The organism is Phaeobacter sp. JH204B (genome assembly GCF_048055755.1).
GTDB lineage: Bacteria > Pseudomonadota > Alphaproteobacteria > Rhodobacterales > Rhodobacteraceae > Phaeobacter > Phaeobacter bryozoorum.
In genome coordinates, this window is the sequence record NZ_JAYMXF010000012.1 from 47,151 (window position 1) to 70,037 (window position 22,887).

Annotated in this window: 23 protein-coding genes and 1 pseudogene; 23 read left to right on the forward strand and 1 reads right to left on the reverse strand. The window is 65.4% G+C overall.

Going from position 1 to position 22,887, the window contains the following annotated elements; translation table 11 throughout:
* Nucleotides 1-58 precede the first annotated feature (58 nt).
* The 4 genes from fabD to VXL81_RS07560 all read left to right on the forward strand — a co-directional run bounded on the left by fabD (nt 59) and on the right by VXL81_RS07560 (nt 3,604).
* Entirely contained in the window at nt 59-991 is a 933-nt protein-coding gene (gene fabD, locus VXL81_RS07545) for an ACP S-malonyltransferase (protein ID WP_416542187.1), read from the forward strand.
* A gap of 86 nt (nt 992-1,077) precedes the next feature.
* On the forward strand, nt 1,078-1,815 hold the full coding sequence (gene fabG, locus VXL81_RS07550) for a 3-oxoacyl-[acyl-carrier-protein] reductase (protein ID WP_416542188.1): 738 nt from the start codon (nt 1,078-1,080) through the stop codon (nt 1,813-1,815).
* A 647-nt stretch (nt 1,816-2,462) separates the two neighbouring features.
* A complete protein-coding gene (locus VXL81_RS07555; protein ID WP_005982462.1) occupies nt 2,463-2,696 on the forward strand; it encodes an acyl carrier protein in 234 nt (77 codons plus the stop codon).
* Nucleotides 2,697-2,860: 164 nt separating this feature from the next.
* A complete protein-coding gene (locus tag VXL81_RS07560) occupies nt 2,861-3,604 on the forward strand; it encodes a 1-(5-phosphoribosyl)-5-[(5-phosphoribosylamino)methylideneamino] imidazole-4-carboxamide isomerase (protein WP_340545797.1) in 744 nt (247 codons plus the stop codon).
* Nucleotides 3,605-4,321: 717 nt separating this feature from the next.
* On the opposite strand, the gene VXL81_RS07565 is transcribed toward VXL81_RS07560, so the two are convergent.
* Entirely contained in the window at nt 4,322-5,269 is a 948-nt protein-coding gene (locus VXL81_RS07565; protein ID WP_416553618.1) for a PilZ domain-containing protein, read from the reverse strand.
* Nucleotides 5,270-5,598: 329 nt separating this feature from the next.
* Here VXL81_RS07565 and fabF point away from each other — a divergent pair, with 329 nt between their 5' ends.
* The 19 genes and pseudogenes from fabF (at nt 5,599) to VXL81_RS07660 (ending at nt 22,885) form a co-directional block, all read left to right on the forward strand.
* Nucleotides 5,599-6,864 carry a beta-ketoacyl-ACP synthase II gene (fabF, locus tag VXL81_RS07570; protein WP_340545795.1) on the forward strand — a complete coding sequence of 422 codons (1,266 nt, stop codon included), beginning with the start codon at nt 5,599-5,601 and terminating at the stop codon, nt 6,862-6,864.
* A complete protein-coding gene (gene mltG, locus VXL81_RS07575; RefSeq protein ID WP_416540778.1) occupies nt 6,864-8,018 on the forward strand; it encodes an endolytic transglycosylase MltG in 1,155 nt (384 codons plus the stop codon). Before fabF ends, mltG begins: the two co-directional genes overlap by 1 nt.
* A gap of 290 nt (nt 8,019-8,308) precedes the next feature.
* Entirely contained in the window at nt 8,309-8,650 is a 342-nt protein-coding gene (locus tag VXL81_RS07580) for a recombinase (RefSeq protein ID WP_340545794.1), read from the forward strand.
* Nucleotides 8,622-9,914: a DNA-packaging protein gene (locus VXL81_RS07585; RefSeq protein WP_416553620.1), complete on the forward strand. Its 1,293-nt coding sequence runs from the start codon at nt 8,622-8,624 to the stop codon at nt 9,912-9,914. The genes VXL81_RS07580 and VXL81_RS07585 overlap by 29 nt, the downstream gene beginning before the upstream one ends.
* Before the next feature lie 194 nt (nt 9,915-10,108).
* Nucleotides 10,109-11,302, forward strand: coding sequence for a phage portal protein (locus VXL81_RS07590; RefSeq protein WP_416553622.1), 1,194 nt, complete (start codon nt 10,109-10,111; stop codon nt 11,300-11,302).
* On the forward strand, nt 11,295-11,513 hold the full coding sequence (locus tag VXL81_RS07595; protein ID WP_014874871.1) for a GTA head formation protein, RCAP_rcc01685 family: 219 nt from the start codon (nt 11,295-11,297) through the stop codon (nt 11,511-11,513). The genes VXL81_RS07590 and VXL81_RS07595 overlap by 8 nt, the downstream gene beginning before the upstream one ends.
* Nucleotides 11,514-11,548: 35 nt before the next feature.
* Nucleotides 11,549-12,157: an HK97 family phage prohead protease gene (locus VXL81_RS07600; RefSeq protein ID WP_416553624.1), complete on the forward strand. Its 609-nt coding sequence runs from the start codon at nt 11,549-11,551 to the stop codon at nt 12,155-12,157.
* 71 nt (nt 12,158-12,228) lie between these two features.
* On the forward strand, nt 12,229-13,413 hold the full coding sequence (locus VXL81_RS07605; RefSeq protein WP_416553626.1) for a phage major capsid protein: 1,185 nt from the start codon (nt 12,229-12,231) through the stop codon (nt 13,411-13,413).
* A 181-nt stretch (nt 13,414-13,594) separates the two neighbouring features.
* Complete coding sequence (locus VXL81_RS07610) at nt 13,595-14,242, forward strand: head-tail connector protein (protein ID WP_416553628.1); 648 nt, start codon at nt 13,595-13,597, stop codon at nt 14,240-14,242.
* Entirely contained in the window at nt 14,239-14,610 is a 372-nt protein-coding gene (locus VXL81_RS07615) for a head-tail adaptor protein (protein ID WP_340545788.1), read from the forward strand. Before VXL81_RS07610 ends, VXL81_RS07615 begins: the two co-directional genes overlap by 4 nt.
* The gene (locus VXL81_RS07620; protein ID WP_416534155.1) at nt 14,607-15,014 is read left to right on the forward strand and encodes a DUF3168 domain-containing protein; all 408 of its coding nucleotides are present in this window, start codon (nt 14,607-14,609) and stop codon (nt 15,012-15,014) included. Before VXL81_RS07615 ends, VXL81_RS07620 begins: the two co-directional genes overlap by 4 nt.
* 108 nt (nt 15,015-15,122) lie before the next feature.
* On the forward strand, nt 15,123-15,536 hold the full coding sequence (locus VXL81_RS07625; protein ID WP_061048939.1) for a phage major tail protein, TP901-1 family: 414 nt from the start codon (nt 15,123-15,125) through the stop codon (nt 15,534-15,536).
* An 11-nt stretch (nt 15,537-15,547) separates the two neighbouring features.
* Nucleotides 15,548-15,940 carry a gene transfer agent family protein gene (locus VXL81_RS07630; RefSeq protein WP_416553630.1) on the forward strand — a complete coding sequence of 131 codons (393 nt, stop codon included), beginning with the start codon at nt 15,548-15,550 and terminating at the stop codon, nt 15,938-15,940.
* Nucleotides 15,937-16,146, forward strand: a pseudogene (locus tag VXL81_RS07635) (rcc01693 family protein); the annotation flags it as partial. The gene VXL81_RS07630 and the pseudogene VXL81_RS07635, both read left to right, overlap by 4 nt.
* 40 nt (nt 16,147-16,186) lie before the next feature.
* Nucleotides 16,187-16,843: a phage tail tape measure protein gene (locus VXL81_RS07640; RefSeq protein WP_416553632.1), complete on the forward strand. Its 657-nt coding sequence runs from the start codon at nt 16,187-16,189 to the stop codon at nt 16,841-16,843.
* Between the two features lie 15 nt (nt 16,844-16,858).
* The gene (locus tag VXL81_RS07645; protein WP_260079401.1) at nt 16,859-17,491 is read left to right on the forward strand and encodes a DUF2460 domain-containing protein; all 633 of its coding nucleotides are present in this window, start codon (nt 16,859-16,861) and stop codon (nt 17,489-17,491) included.
* Nucleotides 17,491-18,441: a DUF2163 domain-containing protein gene (locus VXL81_RS07650; protein ID WP_260079400.1), complete on the forward strand. Its 951-nt coding sequence runs from the start codon at nt 17,491-17,493 to the stop codon at nt 18,439-18,441. Before VXL81_RS07645 ends, VXL81_RS07650 begins: the two co-directional genes overlap by 1 nt.
* Complete coding sequence (locus VXL81_RS07655) at nt 18,438-18,908, forward strand: NlpC/P60 family protein (protein WP_416553634.1); 471 nt, start codon at nt 18,438-18,440, stop codon at nt 18,906-18,908. Before VXL81_RS07650 ends, VXL81_RS07655 begins: the two co-directional genes overlap by 4 nt.
* A complete protein-coding gene (locus VXL81_RS07660) occupies nt 18,908-22,885 on the forward strand; it encodes a baseplate multidomain protein megatron (protein WP_416553636.1) in 3,978 nt (1,325 codons plus the stop codon). The genes VXL81_RS07655 and VXL81_RS07660 overlap by 1 nt, the downstream gene beginning before the upstream one ends.
* The last annotated feature ends 2 nt before the right edge of the window (nt 22,886-22,887 follow it).

Genomic DNA, 22,887 nt, shown 5'->3' on the forward strand with positions numbered 1-22,887 from the left:
GCGTCACCTGCGTCTAAACCCGATGCAACGCAGATATGCAGACAAGATGAGGTCTCAGATGACAATTGCATTCGTGTTTCCAGGGCAGGGCGCGCAGACGATCGGTATGGGCAAAGCCCTGGCCGAGGCCTATCCGGCAGCCAAAGCGGTCTTTGACGAGGTGGACGCCGCACTGGGAGAGGCGCTGAGCCAGCTGATCTGGGAGGGCGATATCGAAACCCTGACCCTCACGCAGAACGCCCAGCCGGCGCTGATGGCGACCTCGCTCGCCGCCATGCGCGCGCTGGAGGCTGAGGGTGTCAGCATCGACAAGGCGGCGTTTGTCGCCGGTCACAGCCTTGGCGAATATTCCGCATTGGCCGCAGCCGGGGCGATTTCCGTCGCCGACACCGCGCGCCTGCTGCGCATTCGCGGCAAGGCGATGCAAAGCGCCGTGCCGGTCGGCGAGGGCGCGATGGCCGCCATTCTGGGGCTCGACCTCGAGGCGGTGCGCGCCGTTGCAGACGCCGCCGCACAAGGCGAGGTCTGTCAGGCCGCCAATGACAACGACCCCACTCAGGTCGTGGTCTCCGGCGCCAAGGCCGCGGTTGAACGCGCCGCTGAAATCGCCAAGGAAAAAGGCGCCAAACGCGCCGTGATGCTGCCGGTCAGCGCGCCCTTCCACTGCGCCCTGATGCAGCCTGCCGCCGATGTCATGGCCGAGGCACTGGCCGGGGTCGAGATCACCTCTCCTGCGGTTCCGCTGATCGCCAACGTCCGCGCCGATGCGGTCACCGATCCGGCTGAAATCCGCCAGCTTCTGGTCGAGCAGGTGACCGGCTCTGTGCGCTGGCGCGAAAGCGTGCAGACCATGGCCGCCAAAGGCGTGACCGAATTCTGGGAAATCGGCGCGGGCAAGGCGCTCTCCGGCATGATCCGCAAAATCGACCGCAATCTGGCCTGCCGTCAGATCGGCACCGCTGAGGACGTGGCAGCCATCACCGCGGGCTGAACGCGGAAATTTCATTAATATTCCGGCCCGTTGTCTTCCAAAGAAAACGGCGGACCGCGGGCCGGGGATGAGACAAAGGAAATCATATGTTTGATCTGACTGGAAAAACCGCCCTCATCACCGGGGCATCTGGTGGTATTGGCGGCGATATCGCCCGCGCCCTGCACGCCGCTGGCGCCACCGTGGGCCTCTCCGGCACCCGCGAGGCCCCGCTGCAGGAACTGGCGGCGGAACTTGGCGAGCGCGCCCATGTGCTGCCCTGCAACCTCTCCGATGCAGAGGCGGTCGAGGCGTTGCCGAAACAGGCGATCGCGGCGATGGGCTCGGTGGATATTCTGGTCAACAACGCCGGCATCACCCGCGACAATCTGTTCATGCGGATGAAGGATGAGGAATGGGCCAGCGTGCTGGAGGTGAACCTCACCTCGACCATGCGCCTGTGCCGGGGTGTTCTGCGCGGCATGATGAAGGCGCGCTGGGGCCGGATCATCAATATCTCGTCCATCGTGGGGGCCACCGGCAACCCCGGTCAGGGCAATTACGCCGCCGCCAAGGCCGGTATGGTCGGCATGTCCAAATCGCTGGCTTATGAGGTCGCCAACCGCGGCATTACCGTCAATGCCGTGGCTCCCGGCTTTATCGCCACCGCCATGACAGACAAGCTGAACGACGCCCAGAAAGACACGATCCTGACCCAGATCCCCAGCGGTCGGATGGGCACCCCGGAGGAAATCGCCTCCGCCGTTTTGTATCTGGCCAGCGCCGAGGCAGGCTATGTCACCGGCACCACCCTGCATGTGAACGGCGGCATGGCCATGCTGTGATCCCGGGGCGCGATCCGGGCTGCAACCGGGGCCGCCGAGACCCCGGTTAGGCTTTGCGGTGACGCCGAGTCACCTGGTCCCGCCGCCGGTCCTCCGGTGGCGGGTTCTGCGTTCCGGCCGCCGCGTCAGATGTGGCCTCTATGCCTCAGGCCGTGGGGGATTTTCGGTGCCGCCGACGCGGCATCGCACAAGATTGGTCGCGGGGTTTTGCGATCCCGCCCCGCAGCTGGCCCGGTTATCCGGGGCGAAATACGGCCATCCTCAGGATGGATGACCAGCTGAAAGTCGCTGCAAAATAACGGAAAATGACCTGCGGCGGTGAGGGGTTGCGTAAAAATATGCACCACAAGCCTTGCATGTGGCTGCGGCTGTGGCCAAATGCTCACCCTGTTGCCTGAGCCTCAGGCGACAGGCCCCGGGCATGCGGGTGCAGTGATGCTGCGAAACCGTTTGCCTCTGCGTCGGTCTGTGTTATAGGCGGCGCATATTCGCCATCTGCGGGTCCATGCCGGACCGGCAGGGGCGGTTCCGCTATGCGGGACACGACCGCCCGCATCGGGCACAACCACGCCGCCCCGAGCGGGCAAGGGCAGAACCGGGCGAATGCCTGACAACCGGGCGAATGCCTGAAAAGATGAGGAATTGACATGAGCGACGTCGCAGACCGCGTAAAAAAGATCGTTGTGGAACACCTGGGTGTTGAAGAAGACAAAGTGACCGAGAACGCGTCGTTCATCGATGATCTGGGCGCAGACAGCCTGGACACCGTTGAGCTGGTTATGGCCTTCGAAGAAGAGTTCGGCATCGAGATCCCCGATGACGCGGCCGAGACCATCCAGACCTTTGGCGATGCGGTGAAGTTCATCAGCGAAGCTTCCTGATCCCACCCAATCGGTGACGATCACAGACGGCGCTTTCCGGGCAGGAAGGCGCCGTTTTTCGTTTCTGGACGTTTCCGACCTCCGCGAGGTCGGGTTTTCTCCTTAGGGGTGATCGGTCTCCGTGCTAGCCTTGGCGAAACTGCCGACGACAGGAGGGCATTGCGATGATGATCTACCCCACGATGGAACTGAAGGACGGCCGCTGCGTGACGCTGGACAAGGGGCGGCTCGACACCGCCATGATCTGGCACGTGGACCCGGTTGCCACCGCCTGCGGCTTTGCCGCCGATGGTGCCGAATGGATGCATCTGACCGATTTTGATGCCATCGAAGGCGACAACCGCAATGCCGAGCTGGTGGAGGAAATCATCCGCACCGCCGGTATCCCGGTTCAGCTGGGCGGCGGTATGCGCTCGCGCGAGCATATTGAGCATTGGATCGACAAGGGCGCCGGCCGTGTGGTGGTCGGCACGCTTGCCGCCCGCGACCCCGAACTGGTGCGCACGCTGACCCGTCTTCACCCCGATCAGATCGTGCTGGCGGTGGATGTCTGGCAGGGGCAGGTGATGACCGACGGCTGGCGTCAGGCCGGCTCGTTCACGCCCGAAGCCTTTATCGACGCCTTTGCCGATTGTCCCTTTGCGGGCATCATCATCACCGATATCGAAAGCGATATGACCGATGTCGAGGCGCAGCTGGGGCTGATCGCAGGGCTGGCGGAGAAAGCGCGCACGCCGGTGATCGCCAGCGGTGTGGTCCGCACCGCCGATGACGTGGCGCGGCTGAAATACATCGGTTCGATCTCTGGCGCACTGGTCGGGCGGGCGCTGTTCCGCAAGACCCTGACCGTGGCGGAGGCGCTGGAGGCGGCCCGCCCCACGCGTGAGCCGGTTGCCGAATTCCGCTAGGTCGGCGGCACGTCTCGGGCGGCACTGCTGCCGCATCGACCGATGGGCTGCGGTGTCGTCAGGACTGCGCAGCCCTTTTGATTTCAGCGCAGCCTGCGTGTCTTGGCTGCCTTGGGGAGCGGGCAGGCCGACGTGGGTTTGCAGCACCGGGCGCATGACCGGCGCGGCTGAGCTGGTTCGGCGCTGTCTATACAGGATCCGGTCGAGACCGCTGCCAATGGACCGGAATTGTCGAACCGACCTCTCGACGCCGCCGATGCACAGCTGATCGCGACATAAGCGGGCCGGAGATGTGGTCTCTGCCTGAAATTGACCAAACCGGGGCGCGCGCTTCCTGCATGGTCTATACCGGCGGAAGATCTGTCTGCTTCGCCGACTGATTGCGGAGCGAAGCACGTCCTGCCCCAATGGTCCGCATCTGCCACCATCCCACTACCACAGGGCTGCCACCGGTTCGCGAGGTCGGCTCCGCAAGGCATCGCAGGTGGGATCTGTCTGCATATTCGCGATCATGGCCGCGATCATGGTCCGCCAGACGCCAGCCAGACGCCAGCCGGACGCCCGTCCGCGCGCGCGATCTTTGCCGCGCGATCTTTGCCGTTTCGCCGCGACCGGGGACCCGTGATAGCAGCCGAGCCCAAGACAGGCCGACCCCCTTGTGACATCATCACGACGAAGGACCACGCTGCAGAGTGTCGCTCCGGCCATGCCGATCCGTCAGCCAGACACCGCGCCATGTGGTTCAAGCTCGGCAGGCGTCCCGTCGCGCCCGAACTCCCGTTTGGATTTTCTGGGCGCCCTGCGAAAACCCGCCAGAGCCTTCACCATATCGCGTGTGAGACGCTCCTTGAACTGCATGCCAAAATAGTTGGCATTGCACCATTGCACCCGACCGTGAAGATTTATCTGCGGCGCATCGCCGGGCAGGTCCAGCACGATGATATCCCCGGCGCCGAGGCGCGCTGCGGATTTGATCTTCGCCCCCTCCTGACTGATGTCCAGCAGGGTCGCCGCAACCCCGTTATCATTGTTGTGCACAAGGGTGCAGTCCAGGTTGCAGGTATGGCGCTTGCGGCGCCGCCTCAGCGTGGTCATGCGCCGTTCAAACAGCACAAAACACAGCGCTCCAAGCGCCACCAGACCCAGTGAACCGGCCGCCGCGGTGGTGCTGGAAATCTGTCCCAGCGCGGGCAAGGCGCCAAGGCCGCCGCCATCCTGCCCGCTACTGCCTGCACGAGAGCAGGGCATACGCGCCAGCTCCCGGCGATAGGCCGCCAGGGTTTCACTGGCAAAGAGTTTGACAGAGGCCCGTTCCGCATGGCGCCGGTCCTTCAGCGCCAGGACCCGCAGCAGGCTGCGGTGCTGGGCAATCAGGTTATGGGTCGCCTTCAGCAGATCGTCCATCTTTTCTCTCTGCATCGCGAGATGCAGCTCGGTCTTCGATGTCTTTGCCAGCAACCGTTCCATCTCCTGCACGGCGGGCGAATTGCTGCCGGTGCGCAGGTAGTCGAGAAAATCTTCACCGGCGAGCGTCAGCGTCATCAGTTTGTTGAAGACACGGCATTCGCGGGCGGCCAGCGGTTCAGCGCCAAGCAGCAGGCTGACCAGCAACAGCAGCGCAAATACGCCCAGCCCCCACATGCGCGAAGGGCGGCGGTGTGCCATCCGCCGAACCCTTCGTAGATCAGGATCAGGTGACGCAGGGCGTCCAAACAAGAACTCTATGTGCACCATTCACATCTTGCCCCACAGCCGCTGACCTTGGATCCTGCGCCCCGTCTGTTGGGCGCCGCATAGTGGTTCGCAGGCGCGCCATATCGGTACTGTCGCGACTACGAAACCAAAGAACAACCAAAAGGTACATTATCCAAGTTAACCGCAATCTAAGGCTGTCATTAAATTATCGCAAAACAACCGGAGACCACCGGCTCTTGCACCTCTGCGCCAATCCAAGCTATTTGGAGTCAAATTGCCGAGGCAGAGGAGTGCAAGAAATGCGTCGAGTAGTAGTTACCGGACTGGGCCTGGTCACACCGCTGGCAAGCGGCGTCGAAGAGACCTGGTCGCGGTTGCTGGACGGTCAGTCCGGGGCGGGTCCGATCACGCATTTTGATGCGGTAGAAAGCGGTGTCGCCACCACCTACGCCTGCGAAGTTCCGCGTGGCGACGGCAGCGATGGGACCTTCAACCCCGATGATTGGGTTGTCAAAAAAGACCAGAAGAAGATTGATGATTTCATCCTCTATGGCATTGCCGCGGCTGATATGGCCGTGCGTGACGCCGGCTGGACGCCCGAGGACGAGCAGAGCCGCCTGCGCACCGGCGTGATGATCGGCTCCGGCATCGGTGGCCTCAGCTCGATCGCCGACACCGCCGTGATGATCAAGGAAAAAGGCCCCCGCCGGGTGTCGCCCTTCTTTATCCCTGGCGCGCTGATCAACCTGATCTCCGGTCAGGTCTCGATCCGTTTTGGCTTCAAGGGGCCGAACCACTCTGTTGTGACCGCCTGTTCGACCGGTGCCCATGCCATCGGCGATGCGGCCCGTCTGATCAAATCCGGCGACGCCGACGTCATGATCGCAGGCGGCGCCGAGGCGGCGATCTGCGAAATCGGCATTGCCGGCTTCAACGCCTGCAAGGCGCTGTCCACCAAACGCGCCGATGACCCAAAGGCCGCCTCGCGCCCCTATGACGCCGACCGCGACGGTTTCGTGATGGGTGAGGGCGCCGGCATCGTGGTGCTGGAAGATTACGACCACGCCAAGGCCCGTGGCGCCAAGATCTATGCCGAGGTGCTGGGGTATGGTCTCTCCGGCGATGCCTACCACATCACCGCTCCCTCCGAGGACGGCGAAGGCGGCGAACGCTCGATGCGCGCGGCGCTGGCCAATGCGGGGCTTGAGCCGAAGGACATCGACTATATCAATGCCCATGGCACCTCGACCATGGCCGATACCATCGAACTGGGCGCGGTTGAGCGGATGATGGGGGATGCGGCGGGCAAGGTCACCATGTCCTCGACCAAATCCGCCACCGGCCACCTCCTGGGTGCGGCTGGCGCGATTGAGGCGATCTTCTCGATCCTGGCGATCCGCGATCAGGTGGCACCGCCCACCATCAACCTGGACAACCCGGCCGTTGAAACCGCTGTCGATCTGGCCCCGAACCAGAAACGCGAGCGCGAGATCAAGGTGGCGCTGTCCAATTCCTTTGGCTTTGGCGGCACCAATGCGTCGGTCCTGTTCGGAAAGCCTGAGTGATGTGGCGCAACCTCGCCTCAAACATGATGACGGTCCTGGTGGTGATGCTGTTCCTTCTGGGCGGCGTCATCCTCTGGGGGCAGTCGCAGTATACCTCCGAAGGTCCGCTGGACAGCGCGATCTGCCTGCGGGTGCCGTCCGGCAGCACGATGTCTCGGGTCAGCCGTGATCTGGAGAGCCAGGGCGCGATCAACTCCGGCCCGCTGTTCCGGGTTGGTGTGCGCTACGCCGAGAAAACCGATGCGCTGAAGGCCGGCAGCTATCTGGTGCCCGCAGGGGCCTCGATGGCCGAGATCGTCGATCAGATCACCCGCGGCGGCGCCAGCAGCTGTGGCACCGAAATCGTCTACCGCGTGGGCGTGACCCGCGTGCTGGCCGAGGTGCGCGAGCTGGACCCGGCCACCAACCGCTTTGTCGAGCGTGCGGAATTTGTGCCCGGCGTCGATGAGGTGCCCGCTGTCTACGAAGAGAAGAAAGCCGATGCCGACACCCGTTACCGCATCGCGCTGGCCGAAGGCGTGACCAGCTGGCAGGTGGTCGAATCGCTGAAAGCCATGGATATCCTCGACGGCGATCCGGGCACGCGCCCGGCGGAGGGGATGCTGGCACCCGACAGCTATGAGGTCTCCCCCGGTGATGACCGCGCCGAGATCCTGGCCGAGATGCAGGAGCGCCAGGAGCTGCGCATCAACGCCGCCTGGGAGGGCCGCTCGGACCGCGCAGCGGTTACCAGCCCCGAAGAGATGCTGATCCTCGCGTCGATCATCGAAAAAGAGACCGGCGTGGCAGAGGAGCGTGGGCAGGTCGCCTCGGTCTTCACCAACCGGCTGAACCGCGGGATGCGGCTGCAAACGGACCCGACGGTGATCTATGGTGTTACTCGGGGCGAGGGTGTCCTCGGTCGTGGCCTGCGCCAGAGCGAACTGCGCCGGGCAACCCCCTGGAACACCTATGTGATCGAAGGGCTGCCGCCGACGCCAATCGCCAACCCCGGCATGGCCAGCCTTGAGGCGGCGGTGAACCCCGATCAGGGCGACTACCTGTTCTTCGTCGCTGATGGCACCGGTGGCCACGCCTTTGCCGTCACGCTTGAGGAGCACAATCGCAATGTCGCCAAATGGCGCGAGATTGAAGCGCAGGGCAACAGCAACTAGGCGCAATCCAATCATGGATCAGATCTGAAAGGGGACGCTTCGGCGTCCTCTTTTTTGTGCGGCACCGTTAACCTTATGGTAGGTTAATCTGAAATTTACTTAACAAATCCGGCAGCTTGCGTCCGATACTTCAGGTTGTCAACTTTGACTTTTGCGCTGGTTTGTGGCAGGGTTCACAGGCAGCTGGGAAATTGGCAGATCCGCCCGCAGGACGCCCGATCATGGATCGCGCTTGTGGGGCGGCCTTGCGATTTTCCGAACGGAGGTCCCATGACTATGAGGCCCCAACCATGAGCACCTATACCCCGGAAAATCGGCTGGCAAAGACCGCCGATCTTCTTTTCTCCCTCCATAATTCCATCGAACGGCTCCGGCAGGAGGCCGAGCAGATGCTCGAACGGCTTGCCTGCGATGCAGACGACGCCGGCAGCGCGCCGCGTATCGCCAAATTGGAAAGCCTGATCCGTGACAGCCAGAAAGTGGAGAAAACCCTTGTCGAACAAAGTGAACAGCATCAGGCCGCAGCCGGGCTCGACATCGACGCCGCCCGCAGTGAAATCGAAGAGCGGCTGGCTCGCCTGCGCGCCAGTTTCGACGCAGAAGATGTTTCTGGACCGGCTCAGCGACCATGACCTCTGTGCGATGCCCTATGTCTTTGATCTCTGGGCGCTGCCGCACCAGCTGCCGCCGCCGGGCGACTGGCGCAGCTGGGTCATCCTCGGCGGACGCGGGGCAGGCAAGACCCGCGCCGGCGCCGAATGGGTGCGTACGCTGGCCGAAGGGGCAACACCGCTGTCCGCTGGTCGCGCCCGCCGCATCGCCCTCCTCGGGGAAACCTACGATCAGGTGCGCGACGTCATGGTCCAGGGCGACAGCGGCATCCTCGCCTGCACACCCCGCGACCGCCGCCCGACGTGGAAAGCCACCGAACGGCGGCTGATCTGGCCCAATGGCGCCACCGCCCAGGCGTTTTCGGCCCATGACCCTGAGGCGCTGCGTGGCCCGCAGTTCGATGCCGCCTGGGCTGATGAGCTGGCCAAATGGAAACGCGGGCAGGACAGCTGGGACATGCTGCAATTTGCGCTCCGGCTGGGGCAGGATCCGCGCGTCTGCGTCACCACCACACCGCGCAATACCGGCGTGCTGCGCGACCTTCTGGCCAGCCCCTCCACCGTGCAGACCCATGCCGCGACCGAGGCCAACCGTGCCAATCTCGCCGCCTCCTTCATCGCGGAGGTGCGCAGCCGCTATGCCGGGTCACGGCTAGGCCGACAAGAGCTGGACGGCATCCTGTTGCAGGATGTCGATGGCGCGCTCTGGACCAATGCCGGGCTGGTTGCGGCGCAGATCGCAAAGGCCCCGGCACTGGACCGGGTGGTGGTGGCGGTGGACCCGGCGGTGAGCGCCGGCAAACACTCCGACGCCTGCGGCATCCTCGTGGTGGGTGCCACGCTCACAGGCCCGCCGCAGGACTGGTGCGCCTATGTGCTCGCGGATTGCACGGTGCAGGGCGTCGGACCGCTGACCTGGGCGCAGGCCGCCATTGATGCGCGCGACCGCTACAGCGCCGACCGGGTGGTGGCGGAGGTCAATCAGGGCGGTGCCCTGGTCGAAAGCCTGCTGCGCCAGATCGACCCGCTGGTGCCCTTTACCGCGCTGCACGCCAGCCGGGGCAAGGGGGCACGGGCCGAACCGGTCGCGGCGCTTTATGAACAGGGCCGGGTGCGCCACCTGCCGGGGCTTGGCGCGCTGGAGGATCAGCTCTGCCAGATGACCCCGCGTGGCTATCTGGGGCAGGGCTCACCGGACCGGCTGGATGCCCTGGTCTGGGCGGTGCAGGAGCTGATCCTGACCCCGGCGACCCGCCACAGGCTGCCCCGCGCGCGCATGTTATAGCCGGGCCACCGGCCATCAAATCAGACGCAAAACGCCCGCAGTCCTGCGGGCGTTTTTTAGTTGCGTCAAAGGTTTAGCGCAGGTGTTGCGTGCCCTGCGCGCGCCTTGCTCAAATCTTCTTCAACCCCCGCCGTCATAAAGGATCGCAGCAAACAGGGGCATGGTTCGCCCCCTTCAAGCAAAGGAGTGGCCCCATGGTCTTTGACCTTCTGCGGCGCAAGCAACAGCCCGTCGAAACCAAGGCAAGCGCCGCCGCCCGTGTGGTGGCCTGGCAAGGTGGCACTGGCAGCACCGGCTGGAGCCCGCGCGACAGCAGTTCACTGACCCGCAGCGGCTTTGTCGGCAATCCCGTGGGCTACCGTGCCGTCAAGATGATCACCGAGGCCGCCGCCGCCCTGCCGCTGGTGTTGCAGGACGGCGCACAGCGCTACGACAGCCACCCGCTGCTGACGCTGCTGGCCCGGCCCAATGCCGCCCAAGGTCGCGCTGAGCTGCTGGAAGCGCTGTTTGGCCACCTGCTGCTGTCCGGCAACGCCTATATCGAGGCGGTCTGTGATCCCGACGGTCGCGACGTATTGCCGGTCGAGCTGCATGTGCTGCGCCCTGACCGCATGACCGTGGTGCCCGGCAGCGATGGCTGGCCGGTGGCCTATGACTACAGCGTGTCGGGTCGCAAACACCGCTTTGATGTGACCATGCCCTGCGCCCCGATCTGCCATCTGCGCAGCTTTCATCCGCAGGACGATCACTACGGTTTGTCGCCGATGCAGGCCGCAGCCATGGCGGTGGATGTGCATACCTCGGCCTCGCGCTGGTCCAAGGCGCTTCTGGACAATGCAGCCCGCCCCTCCGGCGCTCTGGTCTGGACCGGAGGCGATGGTCAGGGGCTGATGGCTGAGGATCAGTTTCGCCGTCTAAGTGAAGAAATCGAAATGAATTTTCAGGGCGCGCGCAATGCCGGCCGTCCAATGGTGCTGGAAGGCGGGTTGGATTGGAAACCAATGGGGTTCTCTCCATCGGATATGGAATTTCACCAGACCAAGGACGCCGCCGCGCGCGAAATTGCTCTCGCGCTTGGGGTGCCGCCAATGCTGCTGGGCCTGCCGGGCGATGCCACATATGCCAATTATCAGGAGGCCAACCGCGCCTTTTTCCGGCTCACCGTGCTGCCGCTTGTGACCCGTGTCACGGCCACGCTGTCGGACTGGCTGTCGCGCTATCAGGGGGCTGCGGTCACCCTGAAACCGGACCTTGATCAGGTGCCTGCGCTGGCCTCCGAACGCGAGGCGCAGTGGCGCCGCGTGGCCGCCGCGGAGTTCCTCAGCGTGACCGAAAAACGCAGCCTTCTGGGCCTGCCCCCGCAAGAGGAGGCGATGGCGGATGACTGAAATCCCGATACCGCCGTTTGAATGCTCACCGGGTCTGCGGCTCACCGCCCATGAGCGCATCGCCGAGATCCAGCAGGAGGCGATGAACCGGCGTCTCGACCGGCTGGAGATGATGATGGAGCGGATGGAAAAACGCCTCTGGCTCACCGTTTACGGCGTTGCCGCCGTGATCCTGGCGCAGGCTTTCCAGTCCTTTCTTGTGGTTCAGTAATTGCCAGAAATTCAAAGAGATAAAAGGAGAAGCTGATGCCATCTCATGCGCATCTGGAGCATAAGTACGCGCGCTTCGGCGAGGATCTGACCATTGGCGACGAGGCCGACGATATGGTCATGATCAGCGGATATGCCAGCCTGTTTGGCTGCGTCGACGCTGGCGGTGACATGGTGCAGCCGGGGGCCTATCAGGCGTCGCTCGACCGTCTGGCGCAGGCCGGGATCGCGGTCAAGATGCTGTGGCAGCACGATCCCGCACAGCCCATCGGCGTCTGGGATGAGGTCCGCGAGGATGCCCGCGGCCTGCATGTCCGGGGCCGTATCCTGACCCGCACCCAAAAGGGCGCCGAGGCTGCGGCGCTGATCGCTGTCGGCGCATTGGATGGGCTGTCGATCGGCTACCGGACCCGCCGCGCCGTGGCGCGCAAAGGCGGCGGGCGCTCCCTGTGTGAGCTGGACCTCTGGGAGGTCTCGCTGGTGACCTTCCCGATGTTGTCCACAGCCCGCGTCAGCCCAGCCGGGGCCGCCGCCAAATCGCAGACCGCAGAGCACGGCGCCATCGCCCCGGACGATACCCCGCAGATCTGGCGGGAGGTGATCGACCTGCTGCGCAGCGGTGCCAGCCTGACGCCGCTCGGCTGAATGCAGGCCCCGGCCGCCGCTGCGGTCGCGCCCCGCTTTGCCTTCCTCAATCGACCCAAAAGGACAGACAGATGAGCCATCCCCAATCCCACCCGGAACCAACGGCCCACTCCCATGCGGCCCCGCAGGAGGTCAAACAAGCCGTTGCCGACTTCGTGCATGATTTCAACGGGTTCAAAGACGACATTGCCCTGAAACTGAAACAGACAGAAGAGCGTATGACCATGCTGGATCGCAAATCCCACTTTGCCAATCGTCCCCCTCTGGCCGCTGCCGATGCAGGCGGCGCGCCTCATCAGAAAGCCTTTGATGCCTATCTGCGGTCCGGCGATGACGCCGCGCTGCGTGGCCTTGATCTTGATGCCAAGGCGATGGCCACCACTGTCAATGGCGATGGCGGCTACCTGGTGGATCCGCAGACCTCCGATACGGTCAAATCCGTGTTGAACAGCACCGCTTCGATCCGCGCCGTCGCCTCGGTGGTGACGGTGGAGGCAACCTCCTACGATGTGCTGATCGACCATGGCGATGTCGGTCACGGCTGGGCGAATGAGACGGCGGCGGTAACCGAAACCGCAACCCCGGTGATCGACCGCATCACCATCCCGCTGCATGAGCTGAGCGCCTTGCCCAAGGCCTCGCAGCGGCTGCTGGACGACAGCGCCTTTGACATCGAGGGCTGGCTGGCTGGCCGGATCGCCGGCAAGTTTTCCCGCGCCGAGGCGGCTTCCTTCATCAATGGCGATGGCAACGACAAACCGACCGGCATCCTCTACCACCCGGTGGTGGCCAATGACAGCTGGAGCTGGGGCAACCTTGGCTATGTCACCACCGGCGTGGAGGGCGATATCGGCGATGGCGATGCAATCATTGATCTGGTCTATGCGCTTGGCGCGCAGTACCGGGCCAACGCCAGCTTTGTGATGAACTCCAAAACCGCAGGCCTCCTGCGCAAGCTGAAGGATGCCGATGGCCGCTTCCTGTGGTCCGACGGGCTGGCAGCGGCGGAACCGGCGCGGCTGATGGGCTATCCGGTGGTCATTGCCGAGGACATGCCTGACGCCGGTGTGAACGGCTATGCCGTGGCCTTTGGCGATTTTGCGGCCGGCTACACCATCGCCGAACGCCCCGACCTGCGGGTGCTGCGCGATCCCTTCAGCGCCAAGCCGCATGTGCTGTTCTATGCCACCAAACGTGTCGGCGGCGATGTCAGCGATTTTGCCGCCATCAAACTGCTGAAATTCGGCCTGAGCTGACGCTTGGACCGATGGCGGACCCGGCAGCCCGGTTCCGTCTGCGGATGCGCGCCTTAAGGCCGCTGTCGTCCAGCTGCTCCCCTTCCGTCCAGCGGCAGCAGCCCGGCGCGCATCCGCCCCGACCCATCCGGCAACAGCCAGCCCGAGCAGCCCCCGAACGAACAGCCGTTGGAGTGAAGAGATGATGTTGAATGAAGTGACACCGGTGCCAGAGGCGGTTCTGCCGCAAGAGGCGTTCAAGGCGCATCTGCGTCTGGGCACCGGCTTTGACGAGGCGGGGGTGCAGCAGGCCGTGCTGATCAGCTTCCTGCGCGCTGCCATCGCGGCGATCGAGGCACGCACCGGCCGGGTGCTTCTGGCGCGGGATTTCCTGCTGACGCTCGCCGCCTGGCGGGATCCCCAGCTACAGGCGCTGCCGCTTGCACCGGTGCAGCAGATCCACTCGGTCACGCTGAGCGATGCCGCCGGGGTCGAGACCGTGCTGCCACCCGGTCGTTACCGGCTGGAACCCGACAGCCAGCAGCCCCGGCTGCGTCCGGTTGGCGGGGTGCTGCCCACAATTGCCAGCGGTGGTGCGGCGCGGATCCTGATGCGGGCGGGCATGGCCAACAGCTGGTCGGCATTGCCCGGCGATCTGGCGCAGGCGGTGCTGATGCTGGCGGCGCATTACTATGAGTTTCGCGATGACACGAGGTTGCAGGGCGGCTGTATGCCCTTTGGCGTCACCAGCCTGATCGAACGCTATCGTGCGCTACGGGTGAGCCTGGGCGTCGGCGGCGGGCATGGGATCGGGTTTGGCCGCAGCTTTGGGCCGGGGGCAGGCGCATGAGCCGCCGCACCACATCCCGCCCCGCTGCCCGCTCCACACCACGTCTCAACCGCTGTCTGGCGCTGGAGGATCCGCGCCGCACCTCGGATGGGGCTGGCGGGTTTCTTGAGGCATGGCAGCTGCTTGGCCACCATTGGTGCGAGATGCGTGCCCTCAGTGGCCGCAGCACCGATCACTCCGGCACCAGCCTGTCACTGCAACGCTACCGCATCACCCTGCGCGCCCATCCCACCGGTAGCCCGGCGCGGCCCCGGCCGGATCAGCGGCTGCGCGATGGTGCCCGGATCTTTCGCATTGATGCGGTGGCCGAAGGCGACCCTGACGGCCGCTACCTGACCTGTTTTGCCACCGAGGAGACCACCGCATGACCTATGCCCTGGCCCTGCCGCTGCAGGAGGCGCTGTTTCAGCACCTGACCAATGACCCGGCGCTGACCACCGCGCTGAGCGGCGCCATCTATGACGCGCTGCCAGCAGGCAGCCTGCCGCAGACCTATGTGACCCTTGGCCCCGAGGAGGTGCAGGACCGCTCCGACCGCAGTGGTGCCGGCGCGCGCCACCGGGTGGAGATCACCGTCCATACCGATATTGCGGGCTTTGCCGGTGCGAAGGCCATTGCCGCCAGCATCTGCGACAGCCTCGCCAGCGCCTCGCTCAGCCTGACGCGCGGGCGACTGGTGGGGCTGTGGTTCGACCGCGCCAGCGCCAGCCGCAAACCCTCCGGCGGCCGCGAGATCCGCCTGCGCTTCACCGCGCGGCTGGAGGACAGCTGACACCCGGTCGGTTTGGTGAAAATCCAACATTAATTACAATGCGTTGCGCGGCAAGGCTGATCTGAATTGGCGCGACGTCCCATCACTCAGCAACAGGAGATCACCGCTATGAGTGTTCAAAACGGCAAGGATCTATTGGTCAAGATCGACATGACCGGCGACGGTCAGTTCGAAACCATTGCGGGGCTGCGCGCCACGCGCATCAGCTTCAACGCCGAAAGCGTCGATGTCACCAGTCTGGAAAGCCAGGGCGGCTGGCGCGAGCTGCTGTCCGGCGCGGGGGTGCGCTCGGCCAATATCTCCGGCTCCGGTATCTTTCGCGATGCCGGGACGGATGAGCGGGCGCGGCAGCTGTTCTTTGAGGGGCTGACCCCCGCGTTTCAGGTGATCATCCCCGATTTTGGCATCGTCGAAGGCCCGTTTCAGGTCACCGCCCTGGAATATGCCGGCAGCCACAATGGCGAGGCCACCTATGAGCTTGCGCTCGCCAGCGCCGGCGCGCTGGTCTTCACCGCCGTCTGAGGGGGGTGACCATGACCCCCTCGGAACAGCCAGCCCCGGCAGTTAACGCCTGTGCGGCCAATCCCTATGCCGGCGAGGTGCTGCTGGCGGTAAACGGCGAGGTGCTGGCGTTAAAGCTCACCCTCGGGGCGCTGGCGGCGCTGGAAACGCGGCTTGGGACGGGATCGCTTGTTGATCTGGTGACCCGGTTCGAAAGCGGCGGGTTCTCGGCGGCGGATGTGCTGGCGCTGCTGGCGGCGGGGGTGCAGGGCGGCGGCCACCGGCTCAGCGAGGCGGATCTGGCCGTTGCCGATATCGACGGTGGTCCGATGCAGGCCGCACGGGTCGCCGCACAGCTCCTGGCGCGCAGTTTTGCGCTGCCGGGAGAGGCGGGCGCGCCGCCGCCCGGACCGGTGGCCCCATGACGCCCCGGCAGCACTCCACAGACAGACAGAGCACCGGCCTTGACTGGCCGGCGCTGATGCGGGCGGGGCTGGCGGGGCTGCGGCTCACGCCGGATCAGTTCTGGCGCCTCACCCCGGCGGAGCTGCGGCTGATGCTGGGGCAGGACAGCGGCGTCGCGCCGCTGGGACGGGCCGGGCTGGACCAGCTGATGCGCGCATTTCCCGATCCCGCCGCGCCGAGATCCCCAGAAACAGGAGCCGTAAGCGATGAGTTACACAGGATTGAACCAGCTGGAACAGCAGGGCGAGGCGCTGAGCGACAGCCTTGGCGATGCGGCGGGCATGGCGGCCACATTCGATGCCGAACTGCGCCGGGTGCGCGCCGCCTTTGCCGCCACCGGCAAGGATGCCGAGACCCTGGAACGCGGTATGTCGAAGGGGCTGCGCCGCGCCTTTGACGGTGTTGTCTTTGACGGCATGAAGCTCTCGGATGCGCTGGATACCATGGCGCAGTCGATGATCCAGACCACCTATTCGGCGGCCATGAAACCGGTCACTTCCCATATTGGCGGGCTGCTGTCGGATGGGGTGGGCAAGCTGATGAGCGGCATTCTCCCCTTTGCCGATGGGGCGGCGTTTTCGCAAGGCCGGGTGATGCCCTTTGCCAAGGGGGGGATCGTCAGTGGCCCGGTGAGCTTTCCCATGCGCGGCGGCACCGGGCTGATGGGCGAGGCAGGCCCAGAGGCGATCCTGCCGCTGACCCGTGGCGCCGATGGTGCGCTTGGTGTGCGCAGCCAGGGCGGGCGGGCCACCTCGGTGGTGATGAATATCCAGACCCCCGATGTGCAGGGGTTCCAACGCAGTCAGGGCCAGATCGCCGCCCAGCTGAGCCGCGCGCTGTCGCGTGGCAATCGCAACCGCTGAGCCGGAGGACAGCAGATGAATTTTCACGAGGTCAGATTTCCCGCATCGCTGAGCTTCGGCTCAATCGGCGGACCGGAGCGGCGCACCGATGTGGTGACGCTTGCCAACGGGCATGAGGAACGCAACACCCCCTGGGCGCATTCGCGTCGCCGCTATGATGCGGGGCTGGGCCTCAGGGGGCTTGAGGATATCGAGGCGCTGATTGCCTTTTTCGAGGCGCGGCAGGGCCAGATGTACGGTTTCCGCTGGAAGGATTGGTCCGACTACAAATCCGCCCGCGCCACGCAGGAGGTGGCGTTTGGGGATCAGGTGATCGGTATCGGCGACGGGGTGCAGCAGGTGTTCCAGCTGAGCAAGACCTATCGTTCCGGCAGCTTTGCCTATCAGCGTCCGATAACGAAACCGGTAGCGGGCAGCGTGCGCATCGGGATTGAGCAGGACGCTTTGCAGGAGACGGTAGACTACACGCTCGACAGCACCCTTGGCACCATCACGCTGGCGCATCCGCCAGAGGCGGGACTGTCGGTGAAGGCGGGGTTTGAGTTCGATGTGCCGGTGCGCTTTGACACCGATCGCATTCAGACCAGCGTGGCGTCCTTTCAGGCGGGCGACGTGCCCAATGTCCCAGTGGTGGAGGTCCGGGTCTGATGGCGGGGGTAAGCGAGGCGTTTCAATCCCATGTGGCCAGCGGTCTGACCACGCTGTGTCGTTGCTGGCTGGTGACCCGCAGCGATGGCGTGCGGTTCGGTTTTACCGACCATGACCGCGACCTGCGGTTCGAAAGTGCTGCCGAGGGCGAGGCCGGTCTGCTGTTTCGCGCAGGCACCGGGCTGACCGCGCGCAGCCTGCAACAAGCCACCGGGCTGGCGGTCGACAATACCGAGGCGCTGGGTGCGCTGAGTGATGCCGCCATCCGCGAGGACGAGATCGAGGCCGGGCGCTTTGACGGCGCCGAGGTGCGCTGCTGGCTGGTGAACTGGGCCGATGTCTCGGTGCGCTGGTTGCAGTTTCGCGGCAGCTTTGGCCAGATCCGCCGTGCTGGTGGTGCCTTTGAGGCGGAGCTGCGCGGCCTGACGGAGGCGCTCAACCAGCCGATGGGGCGGATCTACCAGAAACCCTGCACGGCGGTGCTGGGGGATGGCGCCTGCCGCTTTGACATGACGACACCGGGTTACACACTGGAGCTGGCCGCCGAAGAGATCCGCGAGGGGCAGTATTTCGGATTTGCCGCCCTGCCGGGGTTTGAGCCGAACTGGTTCACCTCTGGCCGTCTCACGGTGATGAGCGGTGCGGCTGAGGGGCTGTGGGGCTGGATCAAGCAGGACCGCCAGCAGGTCGGGCGGCTGGGACAGGACGCCACCGCGCCGGATCCGAACGCAGAGCACCGCCAGCTGACCCTCTGGGAACCGCTGCGGGCGCAGATCCGACCCGGCGATCTGCTGCATCTGGCAGCGGGCTGCGACAAGCGGCTGAAGACCTGCCGGCTGAAGTTCAACAATGGCGTCAATTTTCAGGGCTTTCCCGATATCCCCGGCGAAGACTGGGTGATGAGCGTGCCGCGCCAGAGCGGCAATAACACCGGCGGCAGCCGCAGATGAGCGGCGCGAGAGGGATATCGCGCGCCGAGCTGGTTGCGGCGGCGCGGTGCTGGTTGGGCACGCCCTATGTGCATCAGGCCGCCCGGCGCGGTGCTGGCTGCGATTGTCTCGGCCTGATCCGGGGGGTCTGGCGTGAGGTCTACGGCCAGGAGCCGGAGGCGGTGCCGGGCTATACGATGGACTGGTCCGAACCCCAGGGCGAGGAGGCGTTGTGGCAGGCGGCGCTGCGCCATCTCAGCCCCCGACCGCTGCCTGAGGCGCGCGCCGGTGACGTGATCCTGTTTCGGATGCGCCGGGGGGCGGTGGCCAAACATATCGCGCTGCAATCCGAGATCGAACCGGTCCCGCGGTTCATCCATGCCTATTGCGGCCACGGTGTGGTCGAGAGCGCGCTGAGCCAGCCGTGGCAACGGCGGATCGTGGCGCGGTTTTCCTTTCCTGATGTTGATGCTGATGAGGTGACGTGATGGCGACCATTCTTCTTTCTGCGGCGGGGGCGGCCCTTGGTGGCTCGGTTGGGGGGGCTGTGGCGGGTCTCTCCTCGGTAGCGATTGGCCGCGCTCTTGGCGCCACCGTCGGACGCGCCATCGACAGCCGCCTGCTGGGCGCGGGCAGTGAGCCGGTGGAGACCGGCCGGGTGGAACGCTTTCGCCTGACCCATGCCAGCGATGGCCAGCCGATTGCGCAGGTCTATGGCCGGATGCGGGTGGGCGGGCAGGTGATCTGGGCGTCTCAGTTCCGCGAGACCTCCACCACTAGTGGCGGCGGCAAGGGCGGCGGTCGGCGCCAGCCCAAGGTCACCAGCTACAGCTATGATGTCTCGCTGGCGGTGGCGGTCTGCGCCGGAGAGGTGGCCTCTATCGGGCGGGTCTGGGCTGATGGCGAAGAGGTCGCGCCCAAGGATCTGAACATGACCGTCTATCGCGGCACCATGGACCAGCTGCCCGATCCGGTGATCGAGGCGGTGGAGGGCACAGGCGAGGTGCCCGCCTATCGTGGCACCGCCTATGTGGTGATGGAGAACCTGGCGCTGGAGCGTTTTGGCAACCGGGTGCCGCAATTCTCGTTCGAGGTGCTGCGTGCCGAGCAACCGGCCTCCAGCACCTATGATCTGGATCTGCCGCAGCTGGTGCAGGGGGTTGCCCTGATGCCGGGGACCGGGGAATACGCACTGGCCAGCACGCCGGTGCATTACGACCACGGGCCGGGACAGGCCAAACCCGCCAATTCGCACAGCCCCTCGGGTGAGACCGATCTGGTCACCTCGCTGACGACCCTTGGCGAGGAGCTGCCTGCCTGTGGCGCGGCCTCGCTGATTGTGTCGTGGTTTGGCAATGATCTGCGCTGCGGAGTGTGTAGCGTCAAACCGAAGGTGGAGCGCCAGCATATCGAGGGGGCGAATATGCCCTGGTCGGTGGCCGGGCTGACCCGGACGGAGGCCGAGCTGATCGCGCGGCAGGATGACAGACCCATCTACGGCGGCACCCCCACCGATGCCTCGGTGATCGAGGCCATTCGCGCAATGCAGGCGCAGGGCAAGCGGGTGATGTTCTATCCGTTTATCCTGATGGATCAGATGGCGGGCAATGATCTGCCCGATCCCTGGAGCGGTGAGCCGGGTCAGGCGCATCTGCCCTGGCGCGGGCGGATCACCCTGTCGCTGGCACCGGGCCAGCCCGGCAGCCCCGATGGCACGGCTATGGCGCGGGCTGAGGTGCAGCAGTTCTTTGGCACGGCAACGGCGGCGGATTTCATCTTGGCTGACGGGAGCGTCACCTATAGCGGCCCGTTGGAGGATTGGGGGCTGCGGCGGTTCATCCTGCATAATGCCGCGCTTTGTGCGGCGGCGGGCGGGGTTGAGGCGTTCTGCATCAGCTCGGAGATGCGCGGGCTGACCCAGATCCGCGATGAGGCAGGCTTTCCTGCGGTGGCAGAGCTGCGGGCGCTGACGCAGGAGGTGCGCCAGATCCTCGGGCCGGATACCAAGATCGGCTATGCCGCCGACTGGTCGGAGTATTGGGGCTACCAGAGCCCGGAGGAGGATCGCTATTTCCACCTCGATCCGCTCTGGGCGGATGAGCAGATCGATTTCATCGGCATCGACAATTACATGCCGCTGTCCGACTGGCGCGAGGGGGAGGATCATCTGGACGCCCGGGCCGGGGCGCCGGGCATCCATGATCTTGAGTATCTGCGCGCCAATATCGAGGGCGGCGAGGGCTATGACTGGTATTACCACTCGCCCGAGGCCGAGGCGGCCCAGATCCGTACGCCGATCACCGATGGCGCCTATGATGAGCCGTGGATCTGGCGCTACAAGGATCTGCGCAGCTGGTGGTCCAAACCGCATCATGACCGGATCAACGGGCAACGTGCCGCGCTGCCCACCGCATGGGAGCCGCAGAGCAAACCGATCTGGTTCACCGAACTGGGCTGTGCCGCCATCGACAAGGGCACCAATCAGCCGAACAAGTTTCTGGATCCCAAAAGCTCGGAATCCAAACTGCCGAAATTTTCCAACGGGCAGCGCGATGACATGATGCAGCTGGCCTATCTGCGCGCGTTGCTGGGCTATTGGCAGGAGGAGGGGAAAAACCCCGTCTCCGAGGTCTATGGTGGCCCGATGCTGGATATGTCGAACGCCTATGTCTGGGCCTGGGACGCGCGCCCCTTTCCGGTGTTTCCCAATGCGGTGGAGGTCTGGAGCGACGGCGAGAATTACCTGCGTGGCCATTGGTTGAACGGACGGGTGGGGCAGCGCACGCTGGCCTCGGTGCTGGAGGAGATCTGTGCCGCCTCGGGTGTTGCGGCGATTGATGTCAGTGACCTGCCTGCGCTGGTGCGCGGCTATGCGATCAGCGATGTCGGTGAGGCCCGCGCCGCGCTGCAACCGCTGTTGCTGCGCCACGGGGTGGATGCCATCGAACGCGATGGTCTGCTGCGGTTCCGCCTGCGCAATGGGCGACAGGATGCAGCGCTGGATCTGGCGCAACTGGTTGAGGGGCAGGAGCTGGACGGGGTGCTGGAACAGACCCGCGCGCCGGAGGCCGAGCTGGCCGGACGGATGCGGCTGCGCTTTGTCGAATGGGGCGGGCGCCATGATCTGCGCGGCGAGGAGGCGGTGCTGCCCGATGAGGCGACCCATGCGGTCAGCGACAATGAGCTGCCGATGGCGCTGACCCGCGCCGAGGGGCGGCAGGTGGTCGAGCGCTGGCTGAGCGAGGCCCGCATGGCCCGCGATACCCTGCGGCTGGAGCTGCCGCCCTCCGCCATGGCGCTGGGCGCGGGCGATGTGATCCGCCTGCCGCTTGCCGGGGCAGAGGCAGGCCCGGAGGTCGGCTCAGAGACGGGTGCGGAGGTCGGCAGCGGTGCGCAGGCCCGTTACCGGATCGACCGGGTCGAGCAGGGCGCGGCGCAGCTGATCGAGGCGGTGCGGATCGAGCCGGAGAACTACCACCCGGCACCAGTGCCGGAGGAACTGCCCGGTGTCACCGCCTTTGCGGCACCGGTGCCGGTGCTGCCGCTGTTCATGGACCTGCCGCTGATTGGCGGCGATGAGGTGCCCCATGCGCCGCATCTGGCAGTGACGGCGCAGCCCTGGCCGGGGAGCGTTGCCCTATACGGCGCACAGAGTGATGCGGATTATGCACTGGAGGAAGTGCTGGCCGCGGCTTCAACCATTGCCATCACCAATACGGTGCTGCCTGCGGGCGCGCCAGGTCGCTGGGAGCGGGGCGACGATCTGGAAGTTGATATGATCTCTGGCCAATTGCAGAGCCGGGACCGGCTGGCGGTGCTGAATGGCGCCAATCTGGTGGCCATCGGCGATGGCAGCCCCGGCAATTGGGAGCTGATGCAATTTGGCGAGGCCGAGCTGATCGCGCCGGGGCGCTATCTGCTGCGCGACCGGCTGCGTGGGCAGCAGGGCAGCGATGCGCGGATGCCGGTGGCCTGGCCGAAGGGCTCTTATGTGGTGGCACTGGACGGGACGCCGCAGCAGATCACACTGGCTGCCAATCAGCGTGGCCTCAGCCGTCACTACCGTATCGGCACCGCCCGGCGCCCCTATGATGATCCGAGCTATGTGCATCTGGAGGCGGCCTTTGCCGGTGAAGGGCTGCGCCCCTATGCGCCGGTACATCTGCGCCAGAAAGGCGTGTTGGGCAGCGGCGCGGTCGGGCTGGACTGGATCCGCCGCAGCCGCATCGACGGCGACCGCTGGGATCTGGCGGAGATCCCGCTGGGCGAGGATCTGGAGCGCTACCGCCTGCGGATCCTGCGCGGCGGCGAGATTCTGCGCGAAGAATTGCTGGACGCTCCCGGCTGGAGCTATCCGCTGGCGGCCCAGACAGCGGATGCGGTGGTGCCGGGAGATCGTATCGAGGTGGCGCAGGTCTCGGCCCGCTACGGGGCTGGTGCGGTGACCGCCCTGCGGCTGGTCTGAGG

Coding starts and splice junctions, on each gene's coding strand:
- VXL81_RS07560 (WP_340545797.1), top strand. CDS start 2,861: ATGATGATCTACCCCACGATGGAACTGAAGGACGGCCGCTGCGTGACG.
- VXL81_RS07630 (WP_416553630.1), top strand. CDS start 15,548: ATGACCCCCTCGGAACAGCCAGCCCCGGCAGTTAACGCCTGTGCGGCC.
- VXL81_RS07580 (WP_340545794.1), top strand. CDS start 8,309: ATGAGCACCTATACCCCGGAAAATCGGCTGGCAAAGACCGCCGATCTT.
- VXL81_RS07565 (WP_416553618.1), bottom strand. CDS start 5,269: ATGGCACACCGCCGCCCTTCGCGCATGTGGGGGCTGGGCGTATTTGCG.
- VXL81_RS07555 (WP_005982462.1), top strand. CDS start 2,463: ATGAGCGACGTCGCAGACCGCGTAAAAAAGATCGTTGTGGAACACCTG.
- VXL81_RS07590 (WP_416553622.1), top strand. CDS start 10,109: ATGGTCTTTGACCTTCTGCGGCGCAAGCAACAGCCCGTCGAAACCAAG.
- VXL81_RS07655 (WP_416553634.1), top strand. CDS start 18,438: ATGAGCGGCGCGAGAGGGATATCGCGCGCCGAGCTGGTTGCGGCGGCG.
- fabF (WP_340545795.1), top strand. CDS start 5,599: ATGCGTCGAGTAGTAGTTACCGGACTGGGCCTGGTCACACCGCTGGCA.
- VXL81_RS07600 (WP_416553624.1), top strand. CDS start 11,549: ATGCCATCTCATGCGCATCTGGAGCATAAGTACGCGCGCTTCGGCGAG.
- VXL81_RS07585 (WP_416553620.1), top strand. CDS start 8,622: ATGTTTCTGGACCGGCTCAGCGACCATGACCTCTGTGCGATGCCCTAT.
- mltG (WP_416540778.1), top strand. CDS start 6,864: ATGTGGCGCAACCTCGCCTCAAACATGATGACGGTCCTGGTGGTGATG.
- VXL81_RS07645 (WP_260079401.1), top strand. CDS start 16,859: ATGAATTTTCACGAGGTCAGATTTCCCGCATCGCTGAGCTTCGGCTCA.
- VXL81_RS07620 (WP_416534155.1), top strand. CDS start 14,607: ATGACCTATGCCCTGGCCCTGCCGCTGCAGGAGGCGCTGTTTCAGCAC.
- VXL81_RS07610 (WP_416553628.1), top strand. CDS start 13,595: ATGATGTTGAATGAAGTGACACCGGTGCCAGAGGCGGTTCTGCCGCAA.
- VXL81_RS07625 (WP_061048939.1), top strand. CDS start 15,123: ATGAGTGTTCAAAACGGCAAGGATCTATTGGTCAAGATCGACATGACC.
- fabD (WP_416542187.1), top strand. CDS start 59: ATGACAATTGCATTCGTGTTTCCAGGGCAGGGCGCGCAGACGATCGGT.
- VXL81_RS07660 (WP_416553636.1), top strand. CDS start 18,908: ATGGCGACCATTCTTCTTTCTGCGGCGGGGGCGGCCCTTGGTGGCTCG.
- VXL81_RS07640 (WP_416553632.1), top strand. CDS start 16,187: ATGAGTTACACAGGATTGAACCAGCTGGAACAGCAGGGCGAGGCGCTG.
- VXL81_RS07595 (WP_014874871.1), top strand. CDS start 11,295: ATGACTGAAATCCCGATACCGCCGTTTGAATGCTCACCGGGTCTGCGG.
- VXL81_RS07650 (WP_260079400.1), top strand. CDS start 17,491: ATGGCGGGGGTAAGCGAGGCGTTTCAATCCCATGTGGCCAGCGGTCTG.
- VXL81_RS07605 (WP_416553626.1), top strand. CDS start 12,229: ATGAGCCATCCCCAATCCCACCCGGAACCAACGGCCCACTCCCATGCG.
- fabG (WP_416542188.1), top strand. CDS start 1,078: ATGTTTGATCTGACTGGAAAAACCGCCCTCATCACCGGGGCATCTGGT.
- VXL81_RS07615 (WP_340545788.1), top strand. CDS start 14,239: ATGAGCCGCCGCACCACATCCCGCCCCGCTGCCCGCTCCACACCACGT.